The organism is Mucisphaera sp. (assembly GCF_965279675.1).
GTDB lineage: Bacteria > Planctomycetota > Phycisphaerae > Phycisphaerales > Phycisphaeraceae > Mucisphaera.
The window spans coordinates 2514138-2539536 of record NZ_CBDIIJ010000002.1; the positions used below are offsets into that span (position 1 = coordinate 2514138).

Sequence of the window (25399 nt, forward strand, 5' to 3'; positions counted from 1 at the left end):
TAAACAGCCAACGCCCCAGAAGAGTAACTACCGGTCAAGCTCCGCCGCAATGATGTTCAGGCTGCCCAGGCAGGCCACCACGTCCGACAACAGGTGACCCTCGACCAGCTTCCCGAACACCGAGTAGTTCACAAAACTCGGAGCCCGACACTTCGCCCGCCAGGCCCGCGGGCCCCCATCACTCACCACCGTGTACCCGAGCTCCCCGTTCGCCGTCTCGTTCGCCGCATACACCTCAGCGACCGGCGCCTCCCACTGACGATTGGTCATCACAAGCTCGAAGTGCTGAATCAATCCCTCGATCGACCCGTACACCTCCGCCTTCGTCGGCTTCGCCACCTTCCCGTCCGAGTCCACGTTCATCGGCCCACCCGGAATGTCATCCAGCAGCTGCTCGATGATCTTCACCGATTGCCGGATCTCCTCCACCCGAATCAGATACCGGCTCAGCACGTCCCCGCCCGTCGCCACCGGCACCTGGAAGTCCACCGCCTTCGCCCCCATCCCGTCCCAGTTGTCCGCGTAGCACAGATACGGCTCGTCCTTCCGCAGGTCCCTAGCGATCCCGCTCGCCCGCGCGACCGGCCCCGTCAGCCCCCAGGCCATCGCGTCCTCCGCCGAGATCTGGCCCACCCCCTCCGTCCGGTCCCGGAAGATCCGGTTCTTGTTCAGCAGCCCCGTCAGGTCATCCATCGCCTTGGGCAGCTTCTCATGGATGAAGCTCTTCATCATCCGGACAAACACTTCCTCGTCCGGCAGATCGGCCATCGTCCCGCCCACCCGCGTGTAGTCCGGGTGATACCGCTGCCCGCAGATGTAATCCATGATGTCGTAGATGTACTCACGCTCGTTGAACCCATACAAAAAGCCCGTGAAGGCCCCGAGGTCCAGCGCCGCCGTCCCCACGCACAACAGGTGATCCTGAATCCGCCCCAGCTCCGCCAGGATCGTGCGCACCGCCTTGCACCGAGGCGTCAGATCGATCCCAAAAAGCTTCTCCACCGCCGTATGCCAGGCGATGTCATTGCTGATCGGCGAGATGTAATTCATCCGGCTCACGATGCAGACGTACTGGTTGTAGTCCAGCGTCTCCGCGAGCTTCTCAAACCCCGAGTGCAGGTAACCAATATGCGGCACCGCACGCACCACCCGCTCGCCATCCAGCTCCAGCACAATCCGAAGCGTTGTGTGCGTCGCCGGGTGCTGCGGACCGAAGTTAAGCGTCCACCGATCCCCCTTCGTCCCCGCCTCGGGATCGATGTAAGGCGTCGTCTCGACGTCGACGTCGTAAGCCTCTACCGGTTGTAAGTTGTACGCCATGCCTGCCGTGCCTTGCGTCAGAGGTCCGCGAGCCGCCATGCCCGCATCATGTCTGGCATCCTAGCACCTCAGGCCAGCACGAAAACCAACACCACATCAGAATCTATCCCGATCCGATAATCGCCAGTCGCCCCGACACCATGACCACCAACCCCGCACAACCTCATCAGGCACGCCAGCGCGCGCTCGACCTCGCCGCCGACTTGGGCTTCGCCCTCGCCGCCGTCACCGACGCCCAACCCTCCGCCCACACCGAGCACGTCCGCCAGTGGATCACCGACGGCAAGCACGCCGAGATGACCTACCTCGAAAAGAACCTCGACACCCGACTCGATCCCACCCATCTCCTCCCCGGCTGCCAATCCATCCTCTGCGTTGCCGACGCCTACCACCCCCCGCAGCCCCCACAAGAAACATCGCCGTCCCCAGACAACAAGGCCAAAGCTGAGACCGCTGCTTATGCGGCCGGCCGCGACTACCACAAGGTGATGAAGAAGAAACTCCATCGCCTCGCCGACGCCCTCCGCGAGCAGTACCCCGACCACACCTTCCGCGCCACCGTCGACACCGCCCCGATCCTCGAGCGTGAGCACGCCGCCCGCGCCGGCCTCGGATGGATCGGCAAGCACACCCTGCTCATCCACCCCCGCCACGGCTCCTACCTCCTCCTCGGCTGTTTGCTCACAAACCTCCCCATGCAGACCTGCGCTGACGCCGGCTACCCAACCCCCGCTGTCCCGCCCGACGACCACTGCGGGACCTGCACCCGCTGCATCGACGCGTGCCCCACCCAGTGCATCACGCCCTATTCGGTCGATGCCGCCAACTGCATCAGCTACCTCACCCTCGAACACCGGAGCGACTTCACCCCGAAGCAGGCCGCCGCGCTGAGCAGTGACGACGCCAGCCTTATCGCCGGGTGCGACATCTGCCAGCAGGTCTGCCCGCACAACACCACCGAGAACCGGATCCCGCTCCCGATCCGCGACGACTACACCCCACGCCCCCACGCCAACGGCCTCGATCCCGCCGAAGTGATCGACTGGACCGAGTCCGACCGCCTCCGCCACCTCGCCGGAACGGCCCTCACCCGCATGTCCCTCGCCATGCTCCACCGCAACGCTCAGGCGATCCTCGACCACCGCGACACCTAACCCACTCCCTCAAAAATCCTCTAATCTATCCATCCACAAATCACCAGAACAGGAGTCCCGACATGGGTCTGATGGACGGCAAAAAGGGCATCATCTTCGGCATCGCCAACGAGCGCAGCTACGCCTACTTCATCGCCAAGCAGCTCGTTGAGCAGGGCGCTCAGCTCTACTTCACCTACCTGCCGATCGGCAAGATGGAACACCGCGTCCGCAAGGCCTGCCAGTCCCTCGGCATCGAAGACCCCTGGCTCGTCCCCTGCGACGCCGGCTCCGATGAATCACTCGAAGAAGTCTTCACCAAGCTCCAGGCCGACGCCGGGAACATCGACTTTTTGGTGCACTCCATCGCCTTCGCCGACAAGGACTACCTCGAAGCCGACATGTTCCACAAGACGCCCCGTGGCGTCTTCACCCAGGCCATGGACATCTCGGCCTACACCCTCCTCGCCATGGCCCGGCACGCCATGCCCCTCATGAACGATGGCGGCTCCATCCTCTCGCTCACCTACTTTGGCGGCGAGAAGGTCGTCCCTCGCTACAACGTCATGGGCGTCGCCAAGGCCTGCCTCGAACACACCACCCGTTACCTCGCCTACGAACTCGGCGACGAAGGACGCAACATCCGCGTCAACACCATCTCCGCCGGACCCTTCAAAACTCTCGCCGGCGCCGGTGTCGGCGGCATGGACGAGATGATCGCCCACCAGGAAAAGAAGTCCTCCCTCAAACGAGCCAACACCGGCGACGAAGTCGGCAACGCCGCCGTCTACCTCCTCTCCGACCTCTCCACCGGCACCACCGGCGAAACCCTCCACGTCGACTGCGGGTTCTCTATCGTGGGGCTTTAAAGCTACTCAGCTCTACTTTCGTAAGTTTGCAAATGGTCTCTCGCCGTGTTCATTCTTGAAAGATCCGATCAGATCTGTTTCAAAATGGTCAGGATCGTCGGGCTCCGTAGTCTGCCACTGGACTAAGAGCATCGAGGCATGTCGCAGCTGCCATATGTAACGTCCTCCCCAGTGTGCTGATGGCATGCCCGCTCCGTGATTCATGTATTGACGTAGGCGTTGCTGTAATCCGCTCTTACCCCCTGCCTTGCCTATGTAAAGCACATGGGCTTCACTTATCCAGTTAGCTCTGAGAACAGTAGAAGCTACTGATGGATTCTTACCTTTGAGGTCACCCGCTGTGCTCTGACTCAAGAATTCTGGCTCAAACTCATTGGGCTTTCGAATCAGGTATACGCCACGATCTTTGGGAACTTGAGAGCAGTTCAGTGCTGTAAGTTCGGCTATGGTCACGGGCAGGCTGAAAGAGCGAAGATTCAAACTATCAACATGGCCGTCAGAAAAATCTTCCAGTACGACCTTGTAGATCAATTGCGTAATTCTCTGAGATTCAAGTATTGGCGAAGAACATTGGTATTGCGTTGAATCTTTATTCACCACTGCTTCGATAGCGTTCAATCTATTACTAGATGCTGAAAATCGAACCTGGTAAATGCAATGGCCCGTCCAGCTGCGGTGACAGTGAAGGGTCAGTGCCTCTTCTTCATAAAAACAGAACCAGCGATCATCCATCGAGTCCGGAATGACACCTTGTCGGATAATCGAGGCTTGCACCGGATCAAACTGGCAAGACAGCTTGATCCGCATCGACTCCGACGGCATGGGCAATGTCTGCCAATCAGATGGCCCTGCATGATGATGTGACATGGCCTTTGTCTACACGATTATGTGCCATAAAAAAACACCCCCGACCAACGGCCGGGGGTGTCATCAAAAACTGAGTGATCTAAGCAAGGGGGCTTAACGATAGAACTCGATGATCAGGTTCATGTTCACTTCGAACGGCACCTGGTCGGGCGTCGGGATCGAGAGGATCTTCGCCGTCAGCGTCGACGGGTCGAACGACAGCCAGCCCGGGACTTCGTGGCCCGGCAGCGACTCGAGGTTCTCGCGGACCAGGTCTTCCGAGGTCCGCTTGGAGTTCTCGCGCTTCCGGCGGATCAGGGTGATCTCATCACCCACACGCACCTGGAAGGAAGGCCGGTCGGTCTTGCGGCCGTTGATCGCGACGTGGCCGTGAGCCACGAGCTGGCGAGCCGCCCAGATCGAGCGAGCCCAGCCCAGACGGCGGATCACGTTGTCCAGCCGCTGCTCGAGCAGCGAGAGGAGCACGTCGCCGGTGTTACCCTTGGTCCGGGTGGCCTTGCCCATGTAGAGCCGGAACTGCTTCTCGAGCACGTTGTAGTGGTAACGCAGCTTCTGCTTCTCGTTGAGGCGGACGCCGTAGTCACGCAGACGCCGGCCGCGGAAGCCGTGCATGCCCGGCGGGTTCAGCTGACGCTTGGTGGTGTGCTTGGGGAGGTCGGCGATGGGGACGCCAACACGGCGGGAGAGCTTGACCTTGGGGCCGGTGTAGTTGGCCATATCTTGTTCCCGAGACCTTGTTGAGGCGTGCGGGCTCCGTCTGGGGCTCGGCCGTGGCTACGGCGTCGCGACGCTGGGATTCGCTGGACCCCTTGCCCAGCGAGCCTCGTATTAAACCTGAATCCGGCCATGGGGTCAAAGCTGTCAGACGCGAGACGGGCTGCGACTGGGATCCTTCGATTCGATCAAAGTCAGAACATTTCTCAGATTCTTCAGGCGTCAAAACCGGTTTAATCGCAAGGTTACGGGCGTGTTTCAGGCCGGTTTGGCTCAAAACGGGTCGTTATCGGACCGAATCTGATCCCTATGAGCCATTCCCGAGATCGTTCGATGCCGTCGAAGCCGGTTGCGGCCCTGCTGCTGGGATTTGTGACCGCCGGCCTGCTCGGTTGTGCGCAGGACCCGGCCCCGGTCGAGGCCCTGAGCCGGCCGCTGGCCAGCAACGCGACCGAGACCGGCGAGGTCTTCGCCAACCGGCTGGACGACGGGCCATCGGCCGAGGCCAACCCTGGGCCTTCCTGGACGGTGCTGACCCTCGAGCAGCGGCAACGCCGGAGCGTCGTCTTCGATCCGCAGACCGGCTTCCTCGCCACCCGATACACCACCGAGCAGACGGCCCGGGAGGACCCGTGGCTGGCGGCTCCGATCACCATCCCGGACACTCAGAGCCGCCAATACCGTCAGGACCGCTGGCGACATGGCGGCCACGAGGGCGATCCGTCGGCAGATTGATCTGGTTCGAAGCTGGTTTGGTGCACCGTCCGGCTTAGAATCTGGGCATGGCACTACTCAACTCAGTGGAAGAGGTCTCGCCCCGCCGTCGGCTGTTCGGGAACCTCGCACTCGTCTGCTGCTTCGCGGCGTTGATCCTGCTCACGCTGATGAGCACGCTGGCCCGGTCCACGACCGGCGACCAGCTCAGCCTGCTGGTTGATGTCCGGCACTGGATTCTCAGCAGCTATGTCGAGGAGATCGAGGGGCAGGAGCTGACGGAGGCGGCAATCGCCGGGATGGTCGAGTCGCTGGACGACCCGTACACCAGCTACTTCCCGGAAGAGGAATACAACAGTTTCAGCGAGTCGATCGAGGGCCAGTTCTCCGGGATCGGCGCCGAGGTTGACCTGAAGGAGGATCGGCTGCGGATCGTGAGCCCGCTGGAAGGCTCGCCGGCCTGGGAAGCCGGGGTGCTCGCCGGCGACATCGTGCTTGAGATCGACGGGACTTCGACCGAGGGCCTGAGTCTGCGTGAGTGCATCGGCCTGCTCAAGGGTCTGGCTGGGACCGATGTGACGATCAAGGTCCGGCACCTGTCGGGCGAGGAGGCGGAGATCACGATCACGCGGGATGTCATCAAGGTCGCGACGGTCCGGGGGATCGATCGGGATGAGAACCTGCAGGAGCGCTTCTGGATCGATAGCGACCGGAAGATCGCCTACATCCGGCTGACGCAGTTCGGCCAGCGGTCGAACGAGGAGTTCGTCGAGACGCTGACGGATCTCGAGGCGCAGGGCATCCAGGGGTTGATCCTCGATCTGCGGTTCAACCTCGGCGGGTTGCTGACGGCTGCGCAGTCGATTTCGGATCTGTTCCTGACCGGCGGGCAGACAATCGTGTCGGTGCGGGCCCGTGCCGGGCAGGAGCAGTCGTTTTCTTCGACGGATGACACGCTGCTGCCGGACATCCCGGTGGTGGTGCTGATCAATGATGTGAGTGCTTCGGCATCGGAGATTGTCGCGGGGGCGCTGAAAGACAACGGCCGGGCTCATCTGGTCGGTGTGCGGACGTTCGGCAAGGGCTCGGTGCAGCAGGTGCGCGAGCTGGATGGCGGGCGTTCGGCGCTCAAGCTGACGACGGCTTACTACTACATTCCTTCGGGCCGAAAGATTCACCGGATCGAGGACGCGGATACGTGGGGTGTCGATCCGTCGCAGGGTAGTTGGGTGTCGATGACGCCCGATGAGGTGCGGGCGATGATCAACGTGCGTCGTGAGGCGGCGATCCTTCGGGAAGAGGGTTCTTCGATGGCGCGGGACAGCTACACGCCGGAGCAGGTTGAGGAAGAATTGAAAGACAAGCAGCTGGCGGCGGGGCTGGCCTCGCTGCTGGGCTACAAGGAGACCGGGGCCTGGCCGTCGGTGGGGATTGACAACGAGGGGGCGGTGATCGCGATGCTCCGGCGGACGAATCTGGAGCGTCGGCGTGATCTGCTGCGGGAGACGTTGGAGCAGATCGAGGAGCAGCTGGAGGCGTTGGACAACCCGACGGAGGCGGCGTCGCTGGATGCGGAGGAGGCGGGTCTGTCGGAAGAGCTTACCGAGCCGGCGACGCCTTGAGCCTGATCCTCGGACTGGAAACGAGCTGCGACGAGACCTCGGCAGCGGTGGTGCTTGATGGGCGTGAGGTGCTCGGGCACGTCGTGGCTTCGCAGCACGAGCTTCACGCGGAGTTTGGGGGTGTGGTGCCGGAGGTGGCGAGCCGGGCTCATCTGGAGCGGCTGCGGCCGGTGTTGTTGCAGACGCTGGATGAGGCGGGGCTTGATCTGTCGGCGATCGATGGGGTGGCGGTGGGGAATCGTCCGGGGTTGATCGGATCGCTGCTGGTGGGGGTCTCGGCGGCGCAGGCGTTGTCTTGGTCGGTGGGGGTGCCGTTGATCGCGATCGATCATGTGCGGGCTCATCTTTATGCGGGGTATCTCGGGCAGTCGGAAAAGATGGGTGATGAGCCGGCCGGGCTTGGGCTGGTTGTGTCGGGCGGGCACACGCAGATTTACAGGATGGAGGCGGGTGAGGCGGGGCGGTCAGCGATGGGGGCGGCGGTGATTGGGCGGACGATCGATGACGCGGTGGGCGAGGCGTTCGATAAAGCGGCGGTGATTCTGGGGCTGGGTTTTCCGGGTGGTCCGGCGGTGGAGCGTTGTGCGGCGGCGGGGGATGCGGAGGCGTGTGATTTTCCGGTGTCGATGCTCTCGAAGGAGAGCCTGGATTTTTCGTTCAGCGGATTGAAGACGGCGCTGCTGTATCGGGTTCGGGGACGGCCGAAGACGGTGGCTGGCAAGCCGGTGTTCGAGCGTGAGGCGGGGGATCTGGCGGAGGCCGAGCGGGCGGATCTGGCGGCGGGTTTTCAGCGGGCGGCGGTGGCGGCGGTGGTGAAGAAGCTGGATCGGGCGGCGGAGCGGGTGGCTGAGGTCGGCCGGCTGGTGGTGGGTGGTGGGGTGACGGCGAATCGGTCGCTGCGGTCGGCGCTGGCGGGCTGGGCGGAGAGGCGTGGGGCGCGGCTGGTGATTCCGGAGATGGCTTATTGCGTGGACAACGCGGCGATGATCGCGGGGCTGGCGGCGCATCGGCTGGCGGCGGGGGAGGTGGATGGGTTAGGGATTGGGGCGGTTAGTACGAGTTAGGGGTTGGTGTGTTTTATGCATCACGACTTGTCCTTCGGACAAAGTCGTGTCACCCGGGCGGGACTAGGTGTGGCACCCGGCATGATCGTTAAGGGTCAGTGGATCATGCGGAGGTCGCCGAAGTTGGGGGCGCTCATGTACCAGGGGGCCTGGGCGTAGAGGGGGAAGTAGGCGGGGAAGTAGACGAAGAAGGCTTTGCCGATGAGGAGTTTTCGGGGGACGATGCCGCGGCCGTCGCGGCCTTGGGGGAAGTAGTTTTGCTGGACCCAGGGGTCGATCTGTGTCCAGTAGCGGCCGTCGGCGGATCGGGGGCTGTTGTCGCCGACGGTGAAGAATTCGTCGTCGTTGATGGTGAGGGGTGTGCCCTGGGTGTTGTTGCCGATGCGGACGATGCCGGCGGTGGCGTGTCCGGTGCCGCGTCCGGCGTTGGCGTAGTAGAGGTCGCGGTCGAGTTCGATCTTGTGGATGAGGGCGGAGCCGCCTGCGATGCCCAGGCCGATCTGCGGGAGCTCGGGCGGGGCCCCGCGGTCGATGATGGTCTGGAGGGGGAGATCGAAGGACCAGTTGAGGATCTGGTCGCCGTCCTGCCAGACGATGACCTGCTGGTCGACGACCCACCATTCGAGGTGTGTGTGTTGTTTGGCGGGGAGGGGTGGGATCTGTCCGCGGTTGAGGAGCCGCTGGGTGGCGTCGGTGCGGTCGGGGGCTTCGAGGAGGACGGAGCCGTCGGAGGTGATGGTGAGTCGGAGTCGCTCGACGGGGGTGTGGGGGTCGTTGAGTCGGGCGGTGGTTTCGAACCAGAGGGTCTGGGCGTCGGATTGGGGGGTGATGTCGATGGCGAGGCGGATGTCCTCGATCTGTTCTTCGGTGGTTTCGGGCGAGAACTGGTTGTAGGCGTAGCGGGCGCCGTAGCGGTCGAGGTTGGCGGTTTCGAAGTCGAACCGGAGCTCACCCTGGTCGGCGGTGAGTTGGTAGGAGCGTCGGTTTTCGATGTTCCAGCCGGATGGGTTGGTGGGTCGCCAGGGGTTGTTCCATGCGGGGACGCCTGGGCCGCGGCGGGCGCGTGAGCCCTCGTCGAGGGGGATGTACTGTGAGTGGTAGATGGGCTGCCAGACGGCTCGCTGGACTTTGGGGCGTTGGGCTTTGCGGGCGATGCGCCAGTCGGCGTCGGCGGTGGCGGTCAGGGGTCGGGTGTAGATGTTGCCGTCGAGGATGGCGAGTTGTTCGTTGGGGAGGCCGACGAGTCGTTTGATGAAGTTGGTTTTTGGGTCTTTGGGGTCTTTGAAGACGACGACGTCCCAGCGTTTGGGGTCGGTGAATTCATAGATGTATTTGAGGACGAGGATGCGGTCGCCTGGGGAGACGCGGGCGTTGTCGAGTCGTGTGGCGGCGCCGGTCATGGGGTCGAGGGCACCGACCTGTCGGGCTCTTTCCATCATCTGGGGGAGCTCGGGGAGGTCGACCTGGTACTGGTAGCCGGACTGCTCGGAGGTGAGGCGGATGTGCTGGCCGAGGAGGGTGGGGGCCATGGATCCGGTGGGGATGACGAAGGCCTCGACGACGTAGGCCCGGAAGACGAAGGCCAGGACGAAGGCGATGACCAGTGATTCGAGCGTTTCCTTGACGGATTCCTCGGTGGTTTTCTGCGTCATTTGCTCGGTCACTCCGGTGGGCCTACCTTTTGTGGTTGATCGGCAGGGATGCCGAGCTATCACTTTAGCCCGAAGCGGAGCCTCTTGTGAGCGCCCAGTTCTTCATCAGCCTGTTGGTCATCGCGGTTTCGCTGCCGACGATCCAGTTGACGTGTGCGTATCTGATCATGCTGGAGCGGAAGGTGGCTGCTTATGTGCAGGATCGTTACGGGCCGAACCGGACGAATTTTTCGTTCGGGCTGAACGACATCTGGAAGATGGTGGGGCTGGGCTGGTTGTTTGATGCGAAGAACAAGATGCTGGGGCTGGGGCAGGCGCTGGCGGACGGGTTGAAGCTGCTGGTGAAGGAGGATTACACCCCGCCTCACGTGGAGAAGGGGCTGTTTTATCTGGCACCGATGCTGGTGGTGGTGCCGGCGCTGCTGGGGGCGGCGGTGATTCCCTGGGGTGGGGTGTGGGAGTTCCCGGGGATCGGGAGTGAGGGGAACTGGTGGGTGGAGCCGGGGCTGAGTTTTGTGACGGTGTTCCCGACGGACCTGGGGGTGATTTTCCTGCTGGCGATTTCGTCGCTGGGCGTCTACGGGGTGGTGCTGGGGGCGTATGCGTCGAACAACAAGTACTCGTTTCTGGGTGGGCTGCGGGCGACGGCGCAGATGCTTAGTTACGAGATTCCGCTGGCGATCGCGGTGCTGGTGATGATCATCACGTTCCAGACGGCGTCGACGACGGAGATGACGCTATTGCAGGCGGATGGGGCGTGGGGGATTTTTGCTCACCCGCTTCTGGCGATCATTTTCTTTACGTGCGGTCTGGCGGAGTGCAACCGGGCGCCGTTCGATCTGGCGGAGGCGGAGCAGGAGCTGGTGGGCGGGTTCCACACGGAGTACAGCTCGCTGAAGTGGGCGCTGTTTTTCCTGGCGGAGTACATGCACATGATCACGTCGTGTGCGTTCTTTGCGTTGCTGTTCCTGGGCGGTGGGGATCTGCTGCCTTTTGTGAACCTCATCCCGCAGGTGAATGACGGGACGTTCTTCGGGCTGTTCGCGGAGGGGTCGCTGATTGGCGGGGTGCTGCTGGTGGGGATGCAGGCGACGATTTATGCGGTGAAGGTGATCTTCCTTCTCTGGCTGATGATGATGGTTCGGTGGACGCTGCCGCGCTTCCGTTTTGATCAGCTGATGAAGCTGGCGTGGCGGGGGATGATTCCGTTGACGCTTTTGATGTTGCTGGTGGTGACGATCATGGTTGCGTTGGGTGTGACGCAGTGGTGGGCGTTCCTGCTGATGAACTTTGCGGCTTACTTCGGCAGTCGTTATCTGGCGAAGCTGATGCCGGCGGACCCGCCTGTGAATCGTCGGATTGCGTTGGAGGGGTCGCGGTTTTCGGGAGTGGCGGGGGAGTGAGGGTGTGGGTGTAGGGCGGGGAGGTGATGGGTGGTTGGTCACGACTTGTCCTTCGGACAAAGTCGTGGCACCCGAGCGTGATGTCTGGGGATTTGTGGTCGCCAGGGCTTTGGCTGGAAAACCCTGGTACCGGGCATCAGGACCTCGGTCGCGTCGCGACCGGGCTCTGGGGGGCAGTTGTTTGCGGGTGGGGCTTGGGGTCAGTTGTCTTCGGGTGGGGGGTCGGGGCTGTAGAGGTCGAGGTAGAACTCGTGGAGGTCTTTGCCGTGGAGGTTTTTGGTTCGGTTGTGCTTGAAGCCGAGGCGGCCGAAGAGGTTGAGGGCGGCGTCTTTCTCGAAGCGGGTGTCGAGTCGGACTTTGAGGAAGCCGTGTTTGCGGCAGTGGTTGACGGCGGTTTCGGCGAGTTGGACGGCGATGTCGAGGTTCTGGAGGTCGGGTTCGACGCGTAGGCGTCGGATTTCGGCGGTGTCTCGTTCGTCGGAGCCGACGCCGATCATCCCGACGACGGTTCCCTGGAATTCTGCGACCCAGAGGTGGTGTCTTTCGTCGTCGAAGTAGGCCTCGACGACGTTGTCGATATCGGCTCCGGTGTCGTTGGGGGCGATCTGGCCGTCGAGGAGGCCGACGTTGTAGAGGCGTGAGATGTGGGGCTGATCGTCGTCGCAGAAGGAGCGGATCAGGGCCTGGGTGTCGGGATTGGGTGAATCTGCGGTCTGAGACATACGTCTTTGACCCTATCGCCTGGGGCGGGGTTCGTCCACCGTGAGGAAGTCGAGCTTGTCGGTGGCGGAGTCGAGGAGGGCGGCGGTGTAGGTCTCGGCTCGGAAGAGGGCGCCGGGGTTGATGATGCGGGTGGTTCCGACGGTCTGGTCGAGGGTTCGGTGGGTGTGTCCGTGGCAGAGGTAGCGGGGTTTTTCGCGGAGGCCGGCGTCGAGGACTTCGGGCTGGTGGCCGTGGCAGAAGTAGAGGAGGCCTTCGGGGAGTTCGAGTCGTCCGGCGGGGTGGCTGACGGTGACGTCGAGTTCCTGGGCGTAGCGGGCGAGGGGGCCTGTGTCCCAGTCGGTGTTGCCGAAGACGAGGTGTGCGGGGATGGGCTGGCCGTCGGGGGTGGCTTCGGCGAGGGCGTCGATGACTTCGACGGTGCCGACGTCGCCTAGGTGGACGAGGATCTCGGCGCCGTGTTCGAGGAGGAGGTCGACGGCCTTGCGGGTGGTGGTGGCGCGGCCGTGTGAGTCTGAGAGAAGTCCGATCCTGGGCACGAATGAAGCCTCGGTGGAGTGTCTGCGGGGAATACCGATAGGGTACCCGACGGGGCGGGGTGTGCGGGGTCTGGGCCGTGGGTTGTTGGGGGCGGTATGCTTGGCGGTCGGATTGGCTTGTTGGGGGTTTAGAGAGGTGTTTTTGTGTCGGACATGCTGGCAGAGATTGTGGCGAACAAGCGGGAGGAGATCGCGGCGGCGAAGGCGGCGGAGTCGCTGGAGGACGTGAAGGCGAAGGCGAGGGATGCGGAGCCAGCGCGGAACTTTTTCGCGGCGGTGACGCGGCCGAAGCACACGCTACGAGTGATTGCGGAGGTGAAGAAGGCGAGTCCTTCGGCGGGGCTGATCCGGGAGGATTTCGATCCGGTGGCGATCGCGGAGGCGTATGCGGCGAACGGGGCGGCGGCGATTTCGTGTCTGACGGATGCGAAGTATTTCAGGGGGAGTTGGGGTACATCGAGCGGATCAAGGCGGCGGTGGATTTGCCGGTGCTGCGGAAGGATTTCATTGTTGATCCGTATCAGGTGTATGAGGCTCGGGCGGCGGGGGCGGATGCGATTCTGCTGATTGCGGAGTGTCTGGGGGAGTCGCAGCTGATTGATTTGTTGATTTTGGCGACGGAGTTGAAGCTGACGACGCTGGTGGAGGTGCACGATCTGGAGTCGCTGGTGCAGGTGAAGCCGCATCTGGGTTTCCCGTTGGCGGGGTCGACGTTGTTGGGGATTAACAACCGGAACCTGCGGACGATGGAGACGGACCTGCAGCACACAATGGACTTGCTGCGGGAGGTGCCGGACCTGGAGGTGCTGGTGAGCGAGTCGGGGATTCGGACGCACGAGGACATCAAGCGGCTGGCGTTAGCGCATGTGCATCGGGTGCTGGTGGGCGAGCATCTGATGCGTCAGCCTGACCCGGGGCTGGCGTTGTATGAGTTGATGCATGGGACGTTGGAGGGGGCGTGAGAATCCATTCGGGTTCGTAATAGATTGCCGAATCAATCGTGGCATTTTGCTTTCCTGCTGGTTACTTTGTGAACATGGATGCAGACAAGCGTGCCGCGAAGTCGAACTTGATGGCTGAGGGAGCATCGGCCCCATTGGCCGAAGAGTCGTATTCAAAAGAGAGAGGGCGTGCTTTCGAAAAATGGCTGACTCATGAGCAAGTCAGTGGAGCCGTGGATCGCAGATGTCTCAGAAGAGCTTTCAATGCCGGGTGGGAGGCACGTACACATTCCATCATGCTCTCACTATTCGCAGCGGTGCTTGGCCTCATCATCAACCTTGTCATCAATTGGGTTTTAGCTATTGATTTACCGCTAGCATTTTATTTTTATATGTTTTTTGTGTATCTTGGTATTGGTGTTTTCGTGCAGAAGGTCCCTCGGCGTCGTGTCGGATTTCGTCTATAAACTCCAAGCGATTACTATTGCTAGAAATTTTGGGAGAGACTCTTATCTTGGTATACCCAGGGTTTGTGATGATGAGTAAGAGCGTCTTCATAGAGCTAGCGCAGACGCGCTGATGCATCGCGTCTCATGTTGTTGTTTTTTTGGGTTAGTTTTCTTGTTGTGGCCTCGGTCGCGTCGCGACCGGGCTCGTGGCGTTCTTGGTTCTGTGGATCCGCCTATGGCGGAACCGCAGCCATCCGTGGTTGTTGGTGGTCGTAATGGCTTTTCCGCCTTTGGCTCGAGAAACCGTGGCACGCGGCGTGGGTGCCTGAGTCGTGACTTAGTGTTCTGGGTTTTCTGTGTTGTTTCTTGGTGTGTATTCAAGGCTTGTGCCTTGTATTCGTAGTGGGGGTGTTTGGATGTCGTTATCGCTTGGCCTTAGGGGTAAGTGTGGTGGGGGTGGTTGGTGGGTGGGGGTTTAGGATGGTGGTTCGGGGGGATGTCTGGAGAGGTTGGGTTTCCATTGCATTGAAGGGAAGAGGCCATGTCATCTGCTTCACGGTTTGGGCTGTGGTTGGTTGGGTGTCTGTTGGTGGTGGGGATGTCGGGGTCGGAGGGGTGGGCGAATTTCATTGATGTGGTGGATACGCGGGATGGGGTGCAGTCTTATGGGTGGGAACTGCCCAAGACGATCACGGTGTACATCCCGAATGAGATAGCGGGGGGTGACAAGGACAACTTCAAGATGGGGGTGAGTGCGTGGGTGGCCTGTCTTCCGGGCTTGACGATCGAATACAAGGATGGTGAGCCGGAGGCGGGGGCTGACTGCTTTGTGGATATCAACGTGACGTCTGCCGACCCGCCTTTTCCTGCGGGGTCGCCGCCGCCTTATGCGATTGGTGGCGGGTTTGTGCCGGACCCGTATCCGGCGGACAAGGATCACGTGTTTATTGATGAGGGGGTGATCTCGATCCATCCGGATGCGTTGGGGCACTCGGGGGTGGCGGGGTCGTTCATGAAGAATCTGGGGGCGCACGAGTTCGGGCACATTCTGGGGCTGGATGATGATCGGCGGACGGAGGGGGATCGTAAGCATGTGATGGATCCCGATTTCCGGCTGATTGATGACGGGATGGGGAATGTGATTCGGGCTGATCCGTTTCTTTCGCCCTCGGCTCGTGACAAGATGATGCTGTCGAAGCATTACACGGTGGTGCCGACGCCTTCGGGGCTGGCGGGTCTGGTTCTGCTTGGGCTGGTGGGGATGAGTCGCCGAGGGTGAGGGGTTAGACGCGAAGTCCATCCGCGCCCAGGAAGACCTTGTGCGGGAGTTGCGGGCTGACCTGGGCGTGGCTGACTTCGTGGGCGATGTGGGTGAGGTAGGTCTGTTTGGCGTTGAGTTGTTCGGCGTACTGGCAGGCGCGGTCGATCGTGAGGTGGGTGGGGTGGTGTTTGTGGCGGAGGCCGTCGAGGACGAGGGCGTCGAGGTTGGTCAGGTGGGGGAGGGTTTCGGGGGGGATGCTGGAGACGTCGGTGCAGTAGGCGATGGATTTGTGGTTGTGGTCGATGCGGAAGCCGGTGATGGGGAGGCGGCCGTGGAGGAGGAGGAGGGGGGTGAAGGTGACGCCGAAGAGGGTGAAGGGCTGGTTGTGGGTGAGGGTGTGGGGGATAAGAGAGGCGACGAAGGACTGGTTGACGTTGGTGTGGGGCTCGAAGATGTAGCGGAACATGCGGGCGAGGACTTCGAGGGTGGGCGGGTCGGCGTAGATATCGAGGGGTTGCTGCTGGACGGCGTTGAAGCGGCGGAGGTCGTCGGTGCCCATGATGTGGTCGGCGTGGGAGTGGGTGTAGAGGACGGCGTCGAGGTGGTTGATGTTTTCGCGGAGGCACTGGGTGCGGAGGTCGGGGGAGGCGTCGATGAGGATCTGGCGGGTCTGGCTGTGGGGGGCGGAGGGATCTGGGAAGCGGATGAGGACGGAGGCGCGGGTGCGGGTGTCGTGAGGGTCGGTGGAGGTGCAGACGGGGCAGTGACAGCCGATCATGGGGATGCCGGCGGAGGTGCCGGTGCCGAGGAAGAGGAGTTCGAGTTCGGTGGCGGGGGTTGGGGGTGGTGGGGGCGGATACTTGGGCATGGGGTTGGGTTCTAGGCGGCTGTGATGGATTGGGGGTGAGTGGCGGCTGATGTTACGGGGAAATGAGGGTCAGAATAGGGTTAGGGGTGCGTGAGCGGGGGTGATCTGCGATCAGTTATCCACAAGGGGCTGGATCAGAGAGACGGGTGGGGACCCTGTCTAAAGTCAAAAAAGTCGTTTATTCGGTGTGGGGGTGGTGTCCCGATAAAAGGGGCTTATCTTGGGTGTTTCGGGCGGGTGGTGGAGCGCGCGTTCACTGTTGGGTTAGCTGGGGGAGGCCTGAAGTGGGTCATCCATTGGGCTAGCCGGGTCTTTCGTCCACGTGTTATTCACAGGGCAGTACGGTGGCACGATGAACAACGATCTTTCGGGTTGATTTGGTTTCGGCACGGTTTTTGTTGATCAGCGGGTGGCAGCGGCCCGGCACGCCCCTGCAGGGTCGTGGAACCCGGATTCGGTGCGGATATGACGAGGATGATCTGGCAAGACGCTGGAGGGTGGTGGCAGCGGCTCGGGTGATTGCTGGGGTTTGTTATGATGGTTGGGCTATGGATGACAAGAGCACACGGCACATCATTGCGGCGTTGGTGACGAACGAGCCTGGGGTTTTGTCTCAGGTGGCGGGGATGTTCGCGGCGCGTGGTTTCAATATTGATTCGCTGGTCGTCGGGCGGACGGAGAATCCTGAGATTTCGCGGATGACGATCGTGGTGGTGGGGGATCGGTCGGTGCTGGAGCAGGTGCGGAAGCAGCTGATGCGGCTGGTGCCGGTGGTGAAGGTGGTGGATTACCACGAGGTGCCTCACGTGGAGCGGGACCTGCTGCTGATGCAGGTGTCGACGTCGGGTGAGGTGAGCAAGCGGACGGACCTGATCGAGTTGGCGAACCTGTTTCGGGCTCGGGTGGTGGATGTGTCGGATGACCGGCTGATGATCGAGTTGTCGGGCACGGAGGAGAAGCTGGAGGCGTTTATCCGTCTGGCTGAGCCTTTTGGGATTCTGGAGCTGGCTCGGACGGGTGTGATCGCGATGCCTCGTGGTGCGGCGGCGCCGATGAGTCGTCGTGCGAAGATGATCGGAGCGGCGTCGGGTGGGGGGCCTGCGATTGATGATGCGGATTTGCCGCCTGGGTGATGAAGGTGGCTGGGCACGCCTCCGAAGGGGCGTGGCACCCGGGGATGTTTGGTTCTGTGGGCACGCGGCGTGCCCATGGCCACCTGAGACTTCTGTCAGCAGGTAAGCCTGTTAACGGTCATGGCACAGGGCTGTTGTTGTCTGGTTTACAGGGATTGTTTTGATGCAGCGGACGATGTTGTTGGGCAAGATTCACCGGGCGACGATCACGCAGTGTGATCGTGATTATGTGGGCTCGATCACGATCGATGCGGACCTGCTGGAGGCGTCGGGAATGCTGCCTAACGAGCGGGTGCTGGTGGTGAATCTCGATAACGCGGTGCGTTTCGAGACGTATGTGATCCGTGGGGAGCGTGGGTCGGGGGTGATCGGGATCAACGGGGCTGCGGCGAGCATCGTGTCGGTGGGTCAGAAGGTGATCATCATGTCGTTTGGCCATCTGGACGAGGCGGAGGTGGCGGAGCACGCGGCGAAGGTGGTGGTGGTGGATGGGGATAATCGGGTGGATGTTGAGCTTCGTTACGACAGTCGTCTGGATTAGGTGCTGTTGGTTAGGATGAGGGGGTGAAGCTGCGGCCGCCTAGTTTCCGATCGATCCGCATCAGCCTGGCGAATAAGTGTCAGTTGCTGTTTGGCGCGGCGGTGGTGCTGATTCTGACGGCGGCGTTGGTGGTGGTGGCGATGCGTATGCAGGCGCTGGTGGAGGCGGCGCCGCTTGAGCGGGCGCGTGATTTTGCGACGGCGTGGTTGAACAATCACATTCGGTTGGGGAACGCGTTGTTGACGCTAGAGCGGGGTGGTCGGGGGTTGCCGGCGGATCGCGATTTCGGGTTGACGTTGATTGAGGATTTCGAGTTTGAGCGGGCGTCGGAGCTGGACCCGTTTCTGGCGGGGGCGATCGAGCGGTTTGAGACGACGCGTCGGTTTCAGGCGTTTGAGGTGGCGGAGGACAGTGCGGGGCACCGGTTTTATCGGTATGCACGGGCGGTTCGGGCGGAGGACTTGGCGCGGGCGCAGAATCTGGTGGTTAATCGGGATGGGGAGGGCGTGGAGGCTGAGATCGGCCCACCAGAGATGATTTTGCTGATCCAGTTGCGTGATGATCGGGTGGCGGTGGAGGCGGCGACGAACCGGATTTATCTGGTGGGAGCGGGGACGTTGTCGGGTTTGCTGGCGATCGCGGTGTTCTGGTTCATTACGACGCGGATCATTTTGTCGCCTGTGCGTGTGCTGACGGACTATGCGGACAAGGTGTCGCAGGGGGATTTGAACCTGCGGTCGGACATCAACACGGGGGATGAGTTCGAGGAGTTGTCGGATGTGTTCAATCAGATGCTGGAATCGATCAAGGAGAACCAGCAGCAGTTGTCGGAGGCGAACAAGAGTCTGGACGTGAAGCTCGGGGAGATGGCGGCGTCGAACCTGGCGTTGTATGAGGGGAACAAGCTCAAGGGGGAGTTTCTGGCGAACGTGAGTCATGAGTTGCGGACGCCACTGAATTCGATTTTGGGTTTTGCGGAGGTTTTGAGTGAGTCGTTGTCGTCGCGGTCGGGTCCGGTGGATGAGAAGCGGAAGCGTTATGTGTCGAACATTCTGGCGTCGTCGCGGCATCTGCTGAATCTGATTAATGATCTGCTGGAGGTGGCGAAGATCGAGGCGGGTCGGGTGGAGGTTCGTATCGCGCCGGTGTCGGTGGATGACATGACGGAGGGTCTGGTCAACCTGATGCGTTTGCAGGCGGAGAAGCGGTCGATCGCGTTGAAGCGGCGGATCGAGCCGGGTTTGCCGATTGTTGAGACGGACGCGAGTCGGTTGCAGCAGATCCTGTTCAACTTTCTGTCGAATGCGGTGAAGTTCACGCCTGATCTGGGGACGATCACGATTTCGGCGGCGTTGATTCCGGAGATTCCTCACAACAAACCGGCGCAGGTGCGGTTGTCGGTGTCGGACACGGGGCCGGGGATTGCGTTGGAAGATCAGCGGAAGATTTTTGAGAAGTTCACGACGCTTGATCCTTCGGTGACGAAGGAGCATGGCGGGACGGGTTTGGGGCTGACGATCTGTTCGGAGTTGGCGGATTTGTTGGGTGGATCGATTGAGATTGATTCGGAGGTGGGGAAGGGCGCGACGTTTTCGCTGGTGTTGCCGGTGAAGCATCAGCGTGCGCCGGTGTTTCGCGGTCGGGCGCGGGTGGGTGTGGGTGCGGTGGCTGGGGAGCTTTGAGGTTGTGTTGGGGGGCGACTGGGCATTCCAGCCATCGGTCCTCCTTCAGCGGATTGAATTCGAAACCGTGGCACCCGGAAGGGGTTGAGGAATGTCGTAGGGATCAGGGGATGCCGCGGACGATGGGGGGGCCGATGATTCGGGTGAGCCAGACGGGGAGTTTCTGCCAGGTTTCGATGCGTTTTCGGTATCGGGGGTTGTCGGGTCGGGCGGCGTGGGTGGAGCCGTGGAGGGGGAACTGCTGCCAGTAAGTGGGTTCGGGCTGGGCACCCCATTGGGTTTTGAATCGGTAGGTGCCGGCGTTGGGTGATGAGCGGCCGAAGTCGAAGCGGGCGGCACCGCGTTGGATGGCGCGGTTGAGCAGGCCGTGGTAGAGGGCCATGTTGGCGTTCATGGGGTTGGCGGATCGGAGGCAGGCGGCGGAGGGGACCTGGGTGGTTTGGTGGTGGACCGGGTCGTGGACGAGGAGGGCGGCGGCGGCGGGGGTTTGGTTGATGGTGAGCAGGGCGATCTCGGCGTGTTCGGGGAGGTTCTGGAGGATGGCGGCGAAGAAGCGTTTGGGGTAGACGGGTGTGCCGAGGTCGCGCATCGTTGTCGCGAAGATGTCGTAGAAGGCGTCGAGGTTTTCGTGGCGGGCGAAGGTGAGTTGGGGGTTGAAGCGTTCGGCTTTGCGGATCTGGTTTCGGACTTTGGCTTTGAAGCCGTCCCAGAGAGCTTCGGTGGTGTCGGGTAGTTCGAGGAGCAGGCGGGGTTTGTCGGCGCGGGTTTCGGTGAGGTCGTCGTGGGGGATGGGTTGCTGGGCGTGGCGGAGTTCGAGGTAGTCGGCGCGGCCGTCGCGGGCGAGTTTGGCGGCGTGGGAGATGAGGGCGTGGGCCGTGTCGGGGTCTGCGGCGATGACGCCTGCGCGGTTGAGGTAGGGGAGGCTGACGAGGAAGCGGCCGAAGAGTCGGGAGCGGACCCAGGCGAGGGGGAGAAGGCCGGTGAGGTTGGCGGTGGGTGTTGGTCGGGCGGTGAGGAGGATGGGGGTGTGGCCGAGTCCCTGGCGGAGGGCGGTGAGCCAGGCGGGGTGGGTTTCGGGTGCGGCGTTGGGCTGTGTTCGGAGGTAGTTGAGGGCTTCTTCGGCGAGGGAAGGAGAGGGGACGTGATGGGTCTGGAGGTGGGGCATGTGTGGGGATCGCGCGTGGGGTTTATGACAGGATCGGCACGATGTGACGGACGGGTGTCGCGGGGTGGTTATCGGGGTCTTGGTTTTCGTTACGACTTGTCCTACGGACAAAGTCGTGGCACCCCTGGCGTTGAATAGCAGGGGTTAAGCGGCGAGACGGGGTTGGGTCTGGAGGGGTTTAGCGGGGACGCCGGCGACGGTGGTGTTGGCCGGGACGGGTTTGGTGACGACGGCTCCGGCGGCGACGATGGCGTTCGGGCCGACATCGGCCATGACGACGGCGTTGGCACCGATCCAGGCGCCGGTGCTGATGGTGATGTGCTGGAAGGTTTGCGGGGCCTGCTGGAAGGGTTGATTGGGGTTGGCGGGTTGGTGTTGGTGACTGCCTGAGAGGAGTTGGACGGCGTCGGCGATGATGGCGTGGTTTTCGATGGTGACGCGGCCGAGCGTGCAGAAGCGTCCGAGGTAGACGGCGGTGCCGATGCGTGCGTCGGCTTTGCTCAGGAGGGTCATGAAGCCGATGTGCGAGCGGTCGCCGACGTGGGGGAGGACGGAGCGGTAGAAAGCTCGGCGGAGCCAGACGCCTCGGGTGCCGGGGATGCGGGCAAGGGCTTCGGAGGCGTTGCGGAGGGCGGTGTCGGGGTTGGTGAGTCTGGCGGCGAGGCGGTAGTGGATGACCGCGGGTCGGGTCAGCAGATAGGCGCAGGCAGAGGCCAGTGTGCGGAGGAGGGACACATGGGTGTCATCGGGTGAGGTGGGGTTGGGTTTGGAGTGGGGGGTTATCGGGGCGTCGAGTGGTGATTGTCCATAGGTTTGCGCCTATGGCTCGTGATGAATTCATCGAGGTTGCAGGTGGTCGGCACGGCTTTTCAGCCTTCGGCTGAAGAAACCGTGGCACCCGTGAGGTGGGGGGTGGGGTTCCAGATGAGGCCGGCGAGGATGAAGAGGGCGGCGGCGGCGGCGAAGGCGGCGCGTTGGGTCTGGGCGAGGGAATCGAGCCAGCCTTCGCGTGGCGGGGTGAGGCTGGGGGTGTGGAGGGGGCCGGCAGCACGGTCGATCCACTGGCCGATGTGGCCGAGAACGATGGGTTGGGGGTTGGTGTAGTTGGGCTCGTAGCGGAGGGTGTCGTGGTAGAGCTGTTTGCCGACGACGATGCGGTTGAGTTCGGTGAGGGCGAGGTGTTCGAGGATGATGGGGTCGTTGTTGTGGAGGGCGGTGAGGAAGGCGGCGTGGGCTTCGGCGCGGCGTTGCCACCAGTCGAGTCGGGCTTCGAGGACGGCGGTCTGGGCTCGGGCGAGTTGGGCGCGATCGGCGTCGGGGCCGAGGAGGAGGGCGGCGAGGAGGGTGAGGCCGGTGGCGAGGACGAGCCAGCTGGTGAGGAGAGCGACGGGGTTGGGGGTGGTGCGCGCAGGCATGTCGGAGTGTTATCGGCAGGTGGGGCTGTGGAGCGTTGAGGTTGGCAGGGCACGGCTTTCCAGCCTTCGGCTGGAGAAACCGTGGCACCCGTACTTGGGGTTGTGGTGTATCTTGTGGGGTTCTATGAACGACGTTAACAAGCAACAGGATGTGGGTGAGAAGGCGGGTGGTCCGGCGGTTTATCTGGAGACGTTTGGGTGCCAGATGAACGTGCTGGATTCGGAGCTGGTGATGGGGCAGCTGCGCGGGCTGGGGTATCGGTTTGTGGAGGATTGGAAGGCGGCGGATGTGGTGCTTTACAACACCTGTTCGGTGCGTGAGCACGCGGAGCAGAAGGTCTGGAGTCGGGTGGGGATTCTGGGGGATTACAAGCGGGAGGAGCGGCCTGACCTGGTGCTGGGGGTGATTGGGTGTATGGCGGAGCGGGATGGTGAGGACATGGTGCGGAAGCACCCGCATGTGGATCTGATGTGCGGGCCGAGTGAGCTGGATAAGGTGCCGATGCTGATCGACAACGTGATGCGCACGGAGGTGGCGGCGCGGGGTGGACTGCGTCGGGCGCAGCTGGCTTTGCAGGGGGACAAGCAGCGGCGGAGCACGACGCTGGAGGCGGCGGAGGACTCGCTGGAGCTGATCGATCTGGCGCGGAGTTTTTCGCCCGAGCGGGATGGGCGGTCGGCGTATGTGCGGATCACGCGGGGGTGCAATAAGTACTGCACGTATTGCGTGGTGCCATTCACGCGTGGGCGTGAGGTGCACCGGCCGCCTGCGACGATCGTTGAGGAAGTCAGGAGCCTGGTTGAGGCGGGTGCGGTGGAGGTGACGCTTCTGGGGCAGACGGTGAATCACTATCACTACGACCATCGGTCGGCGGCGCATTCGGAGGAGGGGTATGAGCTGCCGCAGGTGGGGGCGGTGATTGCGCCGAACCGAGGGACGGGTGGGCCTAGCCCGGTGTTTGCGGAGGGGGTGACGTCGTTCGCGGAGCTCTTGCGGATGATTCATGACGGGGTGCCGGAACTGCAGCGGCTGCGGTTTGTGACGAGTTTCCCGAGGGACTTTGGGGATGACATTCTGGAGACGATCCGGGATTGCCCACGGATCTGTCGGTACCTGCATCTGCCGGTGCAGTCGGGGAGTGACCGGGTGCTGGCGGCGATGAACCGGGGGTATGGGATTGCGGAGTTCTGGGATCTGCTGGAGCGGGCGCGGCGGATCATTCCGGGGGTGGAGATCGCGACGGACATCATTACGGGGTTCCCGACGGAGACGGAGGCGGAGCATCGGCAGACGGTGGAGCTGCTGGAGAAGGCGATGTTCAAGAACGCGTTTATCTTCAAGTACTCCGGGCGGCCGGGGACGGTGGCGTTTGACAAGTTTGAGGATGATGTGCCGGCGGATGTGAAGAAGCGGCGGAATCGGGAGCTGCTGGAGGCGCAGAACGCGGCGTCGGCGGCGGTGCACGCGGGTTATGTGGGGCGGCGGGTGAGCGTGTTTGTGGAGGGGGCGAGCCGGAAGGAGAAGAAGCGGCAGGGGAACGTGGAATTAGGCTGGGCCCCCCCGCAAGGGGTTGATGTGGTCACGCAGCTTTCAGGCAGGACGGGGGGCGATCTGATCGTGATGTTTGATGGGGATGAGGGACTGACGGGGTCGGTGGTGGAGGTGGAGGTGACGGGGGCTGGGGGGTTGTGTTTGTTTGGGGAGATGGTGGGGGTTGTGCAAGAAGCGGTTTAGGGGTTGGCTCATTGTTTGTGATTCGATGGCGTACTGGCGGGTGATGGCACAGCCGCGGTGACACACCGCGGCTCGAACATGCTGAGGTTGTTGGTTGTCGGCAGTACGCCAGAGATCTGAGTCAACGGTTTCTAGAGCAATCGATCAACGATTTTGGGATTCATATCTCGAAAACTCTTCATCATCTATCAGTCGAAAGCTGCTGAGGTCGCCATTCCACTTAGCCGGGTTGTCGCTGTGGCCGTAGTGGAAAAGTTCGATCATATGAGGTGAATTATCTGCTGTGAGGTAGAGGAGGCTATCAAACAAAATGTCCCATTCATAACTAAGAAGAAATTGATGTACTTGCTCCACGGCTCGGAAGCTGCCTAGGTCAGGGTCTATGTGTATGTTGTCAAAGTTGATGTATAGGCCTGCGCCAGTGTTCTCTCGGCTAGTGACGGCGTTGGGGCCGTAGGCGGGGTGGTCTTTCGGCAGAGTTACCTTGCACTGTCTCAGCAGTGAATCCAGGAGTTGTCTTTCGACGGATGTGAGGGGTGTGTTCATACGACGCGGACGGGTTCGGTTTTGCCGAAGGTGACTTCTAGCCAGGTGGCTTCTTGTTCGACCATGGCCCAGCCGTCGCCCAGGTCTGGGGGGATGAGCCAGGTTTGTCCGGCTGTGAAGGGGTCGGGGGGGAAGCCGGGGATTTCGAAGCGGCCGGAGCCTTTGAGGAAGATCCAGATGGTGGGGTTGGTCTCGGCTGTGGAGTCTTCGAAGCCGGCGGGGGCGTGGACGCGGTCGATGCCGAAGTGTTCGCAGGAGACGAGTCGGTGGGTGGAGGCGGTGCCGGGTTTGACGTCGGGGGCGGAGCGTTCGTAGCGGGTGGTTTCGGCGGGGCCGTAGTGGATGCAATCAAGGGCCTGGTCGATGTGGAGTTCGCGGTTGGTTCGTCCCCAGTCGTAGACGCGGAAGGTGGTGTCGGAGGGGGTCTGGACTTCGGCGACGAGGACGCCCTGGCCGAGGGCGTGGCAGGTGCCGGAGGGGAGGTAGTGGCAGTCGCCTGGCTTGACGGGGACTTTGATCATGAGGTCTTCGACGTGGTTTTGTTCGATGGCCTGGCGGAGGCGTTCGGGGGTGGTGCCTTCGACGACGCCTTTGTAGATGGCGGCGCCGGGTTCGGCATCGAGGACGTACCAGGCTTCGGACTTGAGGTGGGCGTCGGGGTGCTGGGCTGCGTAGCTGGGTGAGGGGTGGACCTGGACGGAGAGGTTTTCGCGGGCGTCGAGGAACTTGATGAGGAGGGGGAGTCCGGCTTCGGTGGAGGGGGCGACGGAGCCCATGAGTTCGGAGCCGTAGTCGTGGATGATGTCGTTGATGGCGCGGCCTTGGAGGGGTCCGTTGGCGATGATGGAGTGTTCGGGGTTGCCGCCGCCGCCTGAGGCGGAGGTTTGGGCGAGGTCGGCGAGTTCCCAGGATTCGCCGATGGGGGTGTCGTCGGAGCCGGGGAGGTTGCGGCCGAGGCGGGCGAGGGTTCGGCCGCCCCAGACTTTTTCTTTGTAGATGGGGTCGAATCGGAGGGGGTAGAGTTCGGGCTTGTGGGGCATGGGGTG

The 25399-nt window shown here is 62.3% G+C and carries 24 protein-coding genes and 1 pseudogene; 13 read left to right on the forward strand and 12 right to left on the reverse strand.

All coding sequences use genetic code 11. The features are described 5' to 3' along the window. Positions 1–27 precede the first annotated feature (27 nt). A complete protein-coding gene (locus ACQZAB_RS10825) occupies positions 28–1320 on the reverse strand; it encodes an NADH-quinone oxidoreductase subunit D (protein WP_428389532.1) in 1293 nt (430 codons plus the stop codon). A gap of 140 nt (positions 1321–1460) precedes the next feature. On the opposite strand from ACQZAB_RS10825, the gene queG reads away from it, so the two are divergent. Beyond that, positions 1461–2474, forward strand: a complete 1014-nt coding sequence (gene queG, locus ACQZAB_RS10830; RefSeq protein ID WP_428389533.1) for a tRNA epoxyqueuosine(34) reductase QueG — start codon at positions 1461–1463, stop codon at positions 2472–2474. Positions 2475–2536: 62 nt separating this feature from the next. After that, positions 2537–3322 carry an enoyl-ACP reductase FabI gene (locus ACQZAB_RS10835; RefSeq protein ID WP_428389534.1) on the forward strand — a complete coding sequence of 262 codons (786 nt, stop codon included), beginning with the start codon at positions 2537–2539 and terminating at the stop codon, positions 3320–3322. Positions 3323–3334: 12 nt separating this feature from the next. On the opposite strand, the gene ACQZAB_RS10840 is transcribed toward ACQZAB_RS10835, so the two are convergent. Together ACQZAB_RS10840 and rpsD are read right to left on the reverse strand one after the other, a co-directional pair. Beyond that, the gene (locus tag ACQZAB_RS10840; protein ID WP_428389535.1) at positions 3335–4189 is read right to left on the reverse strand and encodes a hypothetical protein; all 855 of its coding nucleotides are present in this window, start codon (positions 4187–4189) and stop codon (positions 3335–3337) included. A gap of 93 nt (positions 4190–4282) precedes the next feature. Further along, positions 4283–4906 (reverse strand): 30S ribosomal protein S4, encoded by a 624-nt coding sequence (gene rpsD, locus ACQZAB_RS10845; protein ID WP_428389536.1) that lies wholly within the window; start codon positions 4904–4906, stop codon positions 4283–4285. A gap of 330 nt (positions 4907–5236) precedes the next feature. Between rpsD and ACQZAB_RS10850 the strand changes: the two genes are divergently transcribed. Genes ACQZAB_RS10850 through tsaD form a run of 3 tightly spaced genes read left to right on the forward strand, consistent with a single transcriptional unit; the run spans position 5237 to position 8303 of the window. Beyond that, complete coding sequence (locus ACQZAB_RS10850) at positions 5237–5638, forward strand: hypothetical protein (protein ID WP_428389537.1); 402 nt, start codon at positions 5237–5239, stop codon at positions 5636–5638. 47 nt (positions 5639–5685) lie between these two features. Beyond that, the gene (locus tag ACQZAB_RS10855) at positions 5686–7239 is read left to right on the forward strand and encodes a S41 family peptidase (protein WP_428389538.1); all 1554 of its coding nucleotides are present in this window, start codon (positions 5686–5688) and stop codon (positions 7237–7239) included. Then, positions 7236–8303: a tRNA (adenosine(37)-N6)-threonylcarbamoyltransferase complex transferase subunit TsaD gene (gene tsaD, locus ACQZAB_RS10860; protein ID WP_428389539.1), complete on the forward strand. Its 1068-nt coding sequence runs from the start codon at positions 7236–7238 to the stop codon at positions 8301–8303. The genes ACQZAB_RS10855 and tsaD overlap by 4 nt, the downstream gene beginning before the upstream one ends. Before the next feature lie 95 nt (positions 8304–8398). Here the strand turns inward: tsaD and lepB are convergent, their stop codons facing one another. Beyond that, positions 8399–9955 carry a signal peptidase I gene (gene lepB, locus ACQZAB_RS10865; protein ID WP_428389540.1) on the reverse strand — a complete coding sequence of 519 codons (1557 nt, stop codon included), beginning with the start codon at positions 9953–9955 and terminating at the stop codon, positions 8399–8401. Positions 9956–10041: 86 nt separating this feature from the next. Between lepB and ACQZAB_RS10870 the strand changes: the two genes are divergently transcribed. Then, on the forward strand, positions 10042–11358 hold the full coding sequence (locus tag ACQZAB_RS10870; RefSeq protein WP_428389541.1) for a complex I subunit 1/NuoH family protein: 1317 nt from the start codon (positions 10042–10044) through the stop codon (positions 11356–11358). A 200-nt stretch (positions 11359–11558) separates the two neighbouring features. Here the strand turns inward: ACQZAB_RS10870 and ACQZAB_RS10875 are convergent, their stop codons facing one another. Beyond that, a complete protein-coding gene (locus tag ACQZAB_RS10875) occupies positions 11559–12080 on the reverse strand; it encodes a GNAT family N-acetyltransferase (RefSeq protein ID WP_428389542.1) in 522 nt (173 codons plus the stop codon). 12 nt (positions 12081–12092) lie between these two features. After that, positions 12093–12617, reverse strand: coding sequence for a metallophosphoesterase family protein (locus ACQZAB_RS10880; RefSeq protein ID WP_428389543.1), 525 nt, complete (start codon positions 12615–12617; stop codon positions 12093–12095). 144 nt (positions 12618–12761) lie between these two features. Between ACQZAB_RS10880 and trpC the strand changes: the two are divergent. The 3 genes and pseudogenes from trpC (at position 12762) to ACQZAB_RS10895 (ending at position 15286) form a co-directional block, all read left to right on the forward strand. Then, positions 12762–13579: pseudogene (trpC, locus tag ACQZAB_RS10885) on the forward strand (indole-3-glycerol phosphate synthase TrpC). A 74-nt stretch (positions 13580–13653) separates the two neighbouring features. After that, complete coding sequence (locus tag ACQZAB_RS10890) at positions 13654–14025, forward strand: hypothetical protein (protein ID WP_428389544.1); 372 nt, start codon at positions 13654–13656, stop codon at positions 14023–14025. A 523-nt stretch (positions 14026–14548) separates the two neighbouring features. Then, positions 14549–15286 (forward strand): hypothetical protein, encoded by a 738-nt coding sequence (locus ACQZAB_RS10895; protein WP_428389545.1) that lies wholly within the window; start codon positions 14549–14551, stop codon positions 15284–15286. Between the two features lie 4 nt (positions 15287–15290). On the opposite strand, the gene ACQZAB_RS10900 is transcribed toward ACQZAB_RS10895, so the two are convergent. After that, positions 15291–16136 (reverse strand): MBL fold metallo-hydrolase, encoded by an 846-nt coding sequence (locus ACQZAB_RS10900; RefSeq protein WP_428389546.1) that lies wholly within the window; start codon positions 16134–16136, stop codon positions 15291–15293. A gap of 548 nt (positions 16137–16684) precedes the next feature. On the opposite strand from ACQZAB_RS10900, the gene ilvN reads away from it, so the two are divergent. From ilvN to ACQZAB_RS10915, 3 genes are all read left to right on the forward strand, one after another. After that, a complete protein-coding gene (gene ilvN / locus ACQZAB_RS10905) occupies positions 16685–17269 on the forward strand; it encodes an acetolactate synthase small subunit (RefSeq protein ID WP_428389547.1) in 585 nt (194 codons plus the stop codon). A gap of 163 nt (positions 17270–17432) precedes the next feature. Beyond that, entirely contained in the window at positions 17433–17810 is a 378-nt protein-coding gene (gene panD, locus ACQZAB_RS10910; RefSeq protein ID WP_428389548.1) for an aspartate 1-decarboxylase, read from the forward strand. A gap of 23 nt (positions 17811–17833) precedes the next feature. Continuing rightward, the gene (locus ACQZAB_RS10915) at positions 17834–19492 is read left to right on the forward strand and encodes an ATP-binding protein (RefSeq protein WP_428389549.1); all 1659 of its coding nucleotides are present in this window, start codon (positions 17834–17836) and stop codon (positions 19490–19492) included. A gap of 103 nt (positions 19493–19595) precedes the next feature. On the opposite strand, the gene ACQZAB_RS10920 is transcribed toward ACQZAB_RS10915, so the two are convergent. The 3 genes from ACQZAB_RS10920 to ACQZAB_RS10930 all read right to left on the reverse strand — a co-directional run bounded on the left by ACQZAB_RS10920 (position 19596) and on the right by ACQZAB_RS10930 (position 22072). After that, complete coding sequence (locus tag ACQZAB_RS10920) at positions 19596–20657, reverse strand: FemAB family XrtA/PEP-CTERM system-associated protein (RefSeq protein ID WP_428389550.1); 1062 nt, start codon at positions 20655–20657, stop codon at positions 19596–19598. Between the two features lie 144 nt (positions 20658–20801). Beyond that, positions 20802–21392: an acyltransferase gene (locus tag ACQZAB_RS10925; protein ID WP_428389551.1), complete on the reverse strand. Its 591-nt coding sequence runs from the start codon at positions 21390–21392 to the stop codon at positions 20802–20804. A 134-nt stretch (positions 21393–21526) separates the two neighbouring features. Next, the gene (locus ACQZAB_RS10930; RefSeq protein WP_428389552.1) at positions 21527–22072 is read right to left on the reverse strand and encodes a hypothetical protein; all 546 of its coding nucleotides are present in this window, start codon (positions 22070–22072) and stop codon (positions 21527–21529) included. 124 nt (positions 22073–22196) lie between these two features. Here ACQZAB_RS10930 and ACQZAB_RS10935 point away from each other — a divergent pair, with 124 nt between their 5' ends. Continuing rightward, on the forward strand, positions 22197–23807 hold the full coding sequence (locus ACQZAB_RS10935) for a MiaB/RimO family radical SAM methylthiotransferase (protein ID WP_428389553.1): 1611 nt from the start codon (positions 22197–22199) through the stop codon (positions 23805–23807). A 144-nt stretch (positions 23808–23951) separates the two neighbouring features. On the opposite strand, the gene ACQZAB_RS10940 is transcribed toward ACQZAB_RS10935, so the two are convergent. Then, the gene (locus tag ACQZAB_RS10940; protein WP_428389554.1) at positions 23952–24353 is read right to left on the reverse strand and encodes a hypothetical protein; all 402 of its coding nucleotides are present in this window, start codon (positions 24351–24353) and stop codon (positions 23952–23954) included. After that, positions 24350–25393 (reverse strand): type I phosphomannose isomerase catalytic subunit, encoded by a 1044-nt coding sequence (locus ACQZAB_RS10945; protein WP_428389555.1) that lies wholly within the window; start codon positions 25391–25393, stop codon positions 24350–24352. Before ACQZAB_RS10945 ends, ACQZAB_RS10940 begins: the two co-directional genes overlap by 4 nt. Between the last annotated feature and the right edge of the window lie 6 nt (positions 25394–25399).

Bases quoted from the DNA above. Each gene is read 5' to 3' on its own strand.
- ACQZAB_RS10825 (WP_428389532.1), bottom strand. From the start codon at position 1,320: ATGGCGTACAACTTACAACCGGTAGAGGCTTACGACGTCGACGTCGAG.
- queG (WP_428389533.1), top strand. From the start codon at position 1,461: ATGACCACCAACCCCGCACAACCTCATCAGGCACGCCAGCGCGCGCTC.
- ACQZAB_RS10835 (WP_428389534.1), top strand. From the start codon at position 2,537: ATGGGTCTGATGGACGGCAAAAAGGGCATCATCTTCGGCATCGCCAAC.
- ACQZAB_RS10840 (WP_428389535.1), bottom strand. From the start codon at position 4,189: ATGTCACATCATCATGCAGGGCCATCTGATTGGCAGACATTGCCCATG.
- rpsD (WP_428389536.1), bottom strand. From the start codon at position 4,906: ATGGCCAACTACACCGGCCCCAAGGTCAAGCTCTCCCGCCGTGTTGGC.
- ACQZAB_RS10850 (WP_428389537.1), top strand. From the start codon at position 5,237: ATGCCGTCGAAGCCGGTTGCGGCCCTGCTGCTGGGATTTGTGACCGCC.
- ACQZAB_RS10855 (WP_428389538.1), top strand. From the start codon at position 5,686: ATGGCACTACTCAACTCAGTGGAAGAGGTCTCGCCCCGCCGTCGGCTG.
- lepB (WP_428389540.1), bottom strand. From the start codon at position 9,955: ATGACGCAGAAAACCACCGAGGAATCCGTCAAGGAAACGCTCGAATCA.
- ACQZAB_RS10875 (WP_428389542.1), bottom strand. From the start codon at position 12,080: ATGTCTCAGACCGCAGATTCACCCAATCCCGACACCCAGGCCCTGATC.
- ACQZAB_RS10890 (WP_428389544.1), top strand. From the start codon at position 13,654: ATGGATGCAGACAAGCGTGCCGCGAAGTCGAACTTGATGGCTGAGGGA.
- ACQZAB_RS10895 (WP_428389545.1), top strand. From the start codon at position 14,549: ATGTCATCTGCTTCACGGTTTGGGCTGTGGTTGGTTGGGTGTCTGTTG.
- ACQZAB_RS10900 (WP_428389546.1), bottom strand. From the start codon at position 16,136: ATGCCCAAGTATCCGCCCCCACCACCCCCAACCCCCGCCACCGAACTC.
- ilvN (WP_428389547.1), top strand. From the start codon at position 16,685: ATGGATGACAAGAGCACACGGCACATCATTGCGGCGTTGGTGACGAAC.
- panD (WP_428389548.1), top strand. From the start codon at position 17,433: ATGCAGCGGACGATGTTGTTGGGCAAGATTCACCGGGCGACGATCACG.
- ACQZAB_RS10920 (WP_428389550.1), bottom strand. From the start codon at position 20,657: ATGCCCCACCTCCAGACCCATCACGTCCCCTCTCCTTCCCTCGCCGAA.
- ACQZAB_RS10930 (WP_428389552.1), bottom strand. From the start codon at position 22,072: ATGCCTGCGCGCACCACCCCCAACCCCGTCGCTCTCCTCACCAGCTGG.
- ACQZAB_RS10935 (WP_428389553.1), top strand. From the start codon at position 22,197: ATGAACGACGTTAACAAGCAACAGGATGTGGGTGAGAAGGCGGGTGGT.
- ACQZAB_RS10940 (WP_428389554.1), bottom strand. From the start codon at position 24,353: ATGAACACACCCCTCACATCCGTCGAAAGACAACTCCTGGATTCACTG.
- ACQZAB_RS10945 (WP_428389555.1), bottom strand. From the start codon at position 25,393: ATGCCCCACAAGCCCGAACTCTACCCCCTCCGATTCGACCCCATCTAC.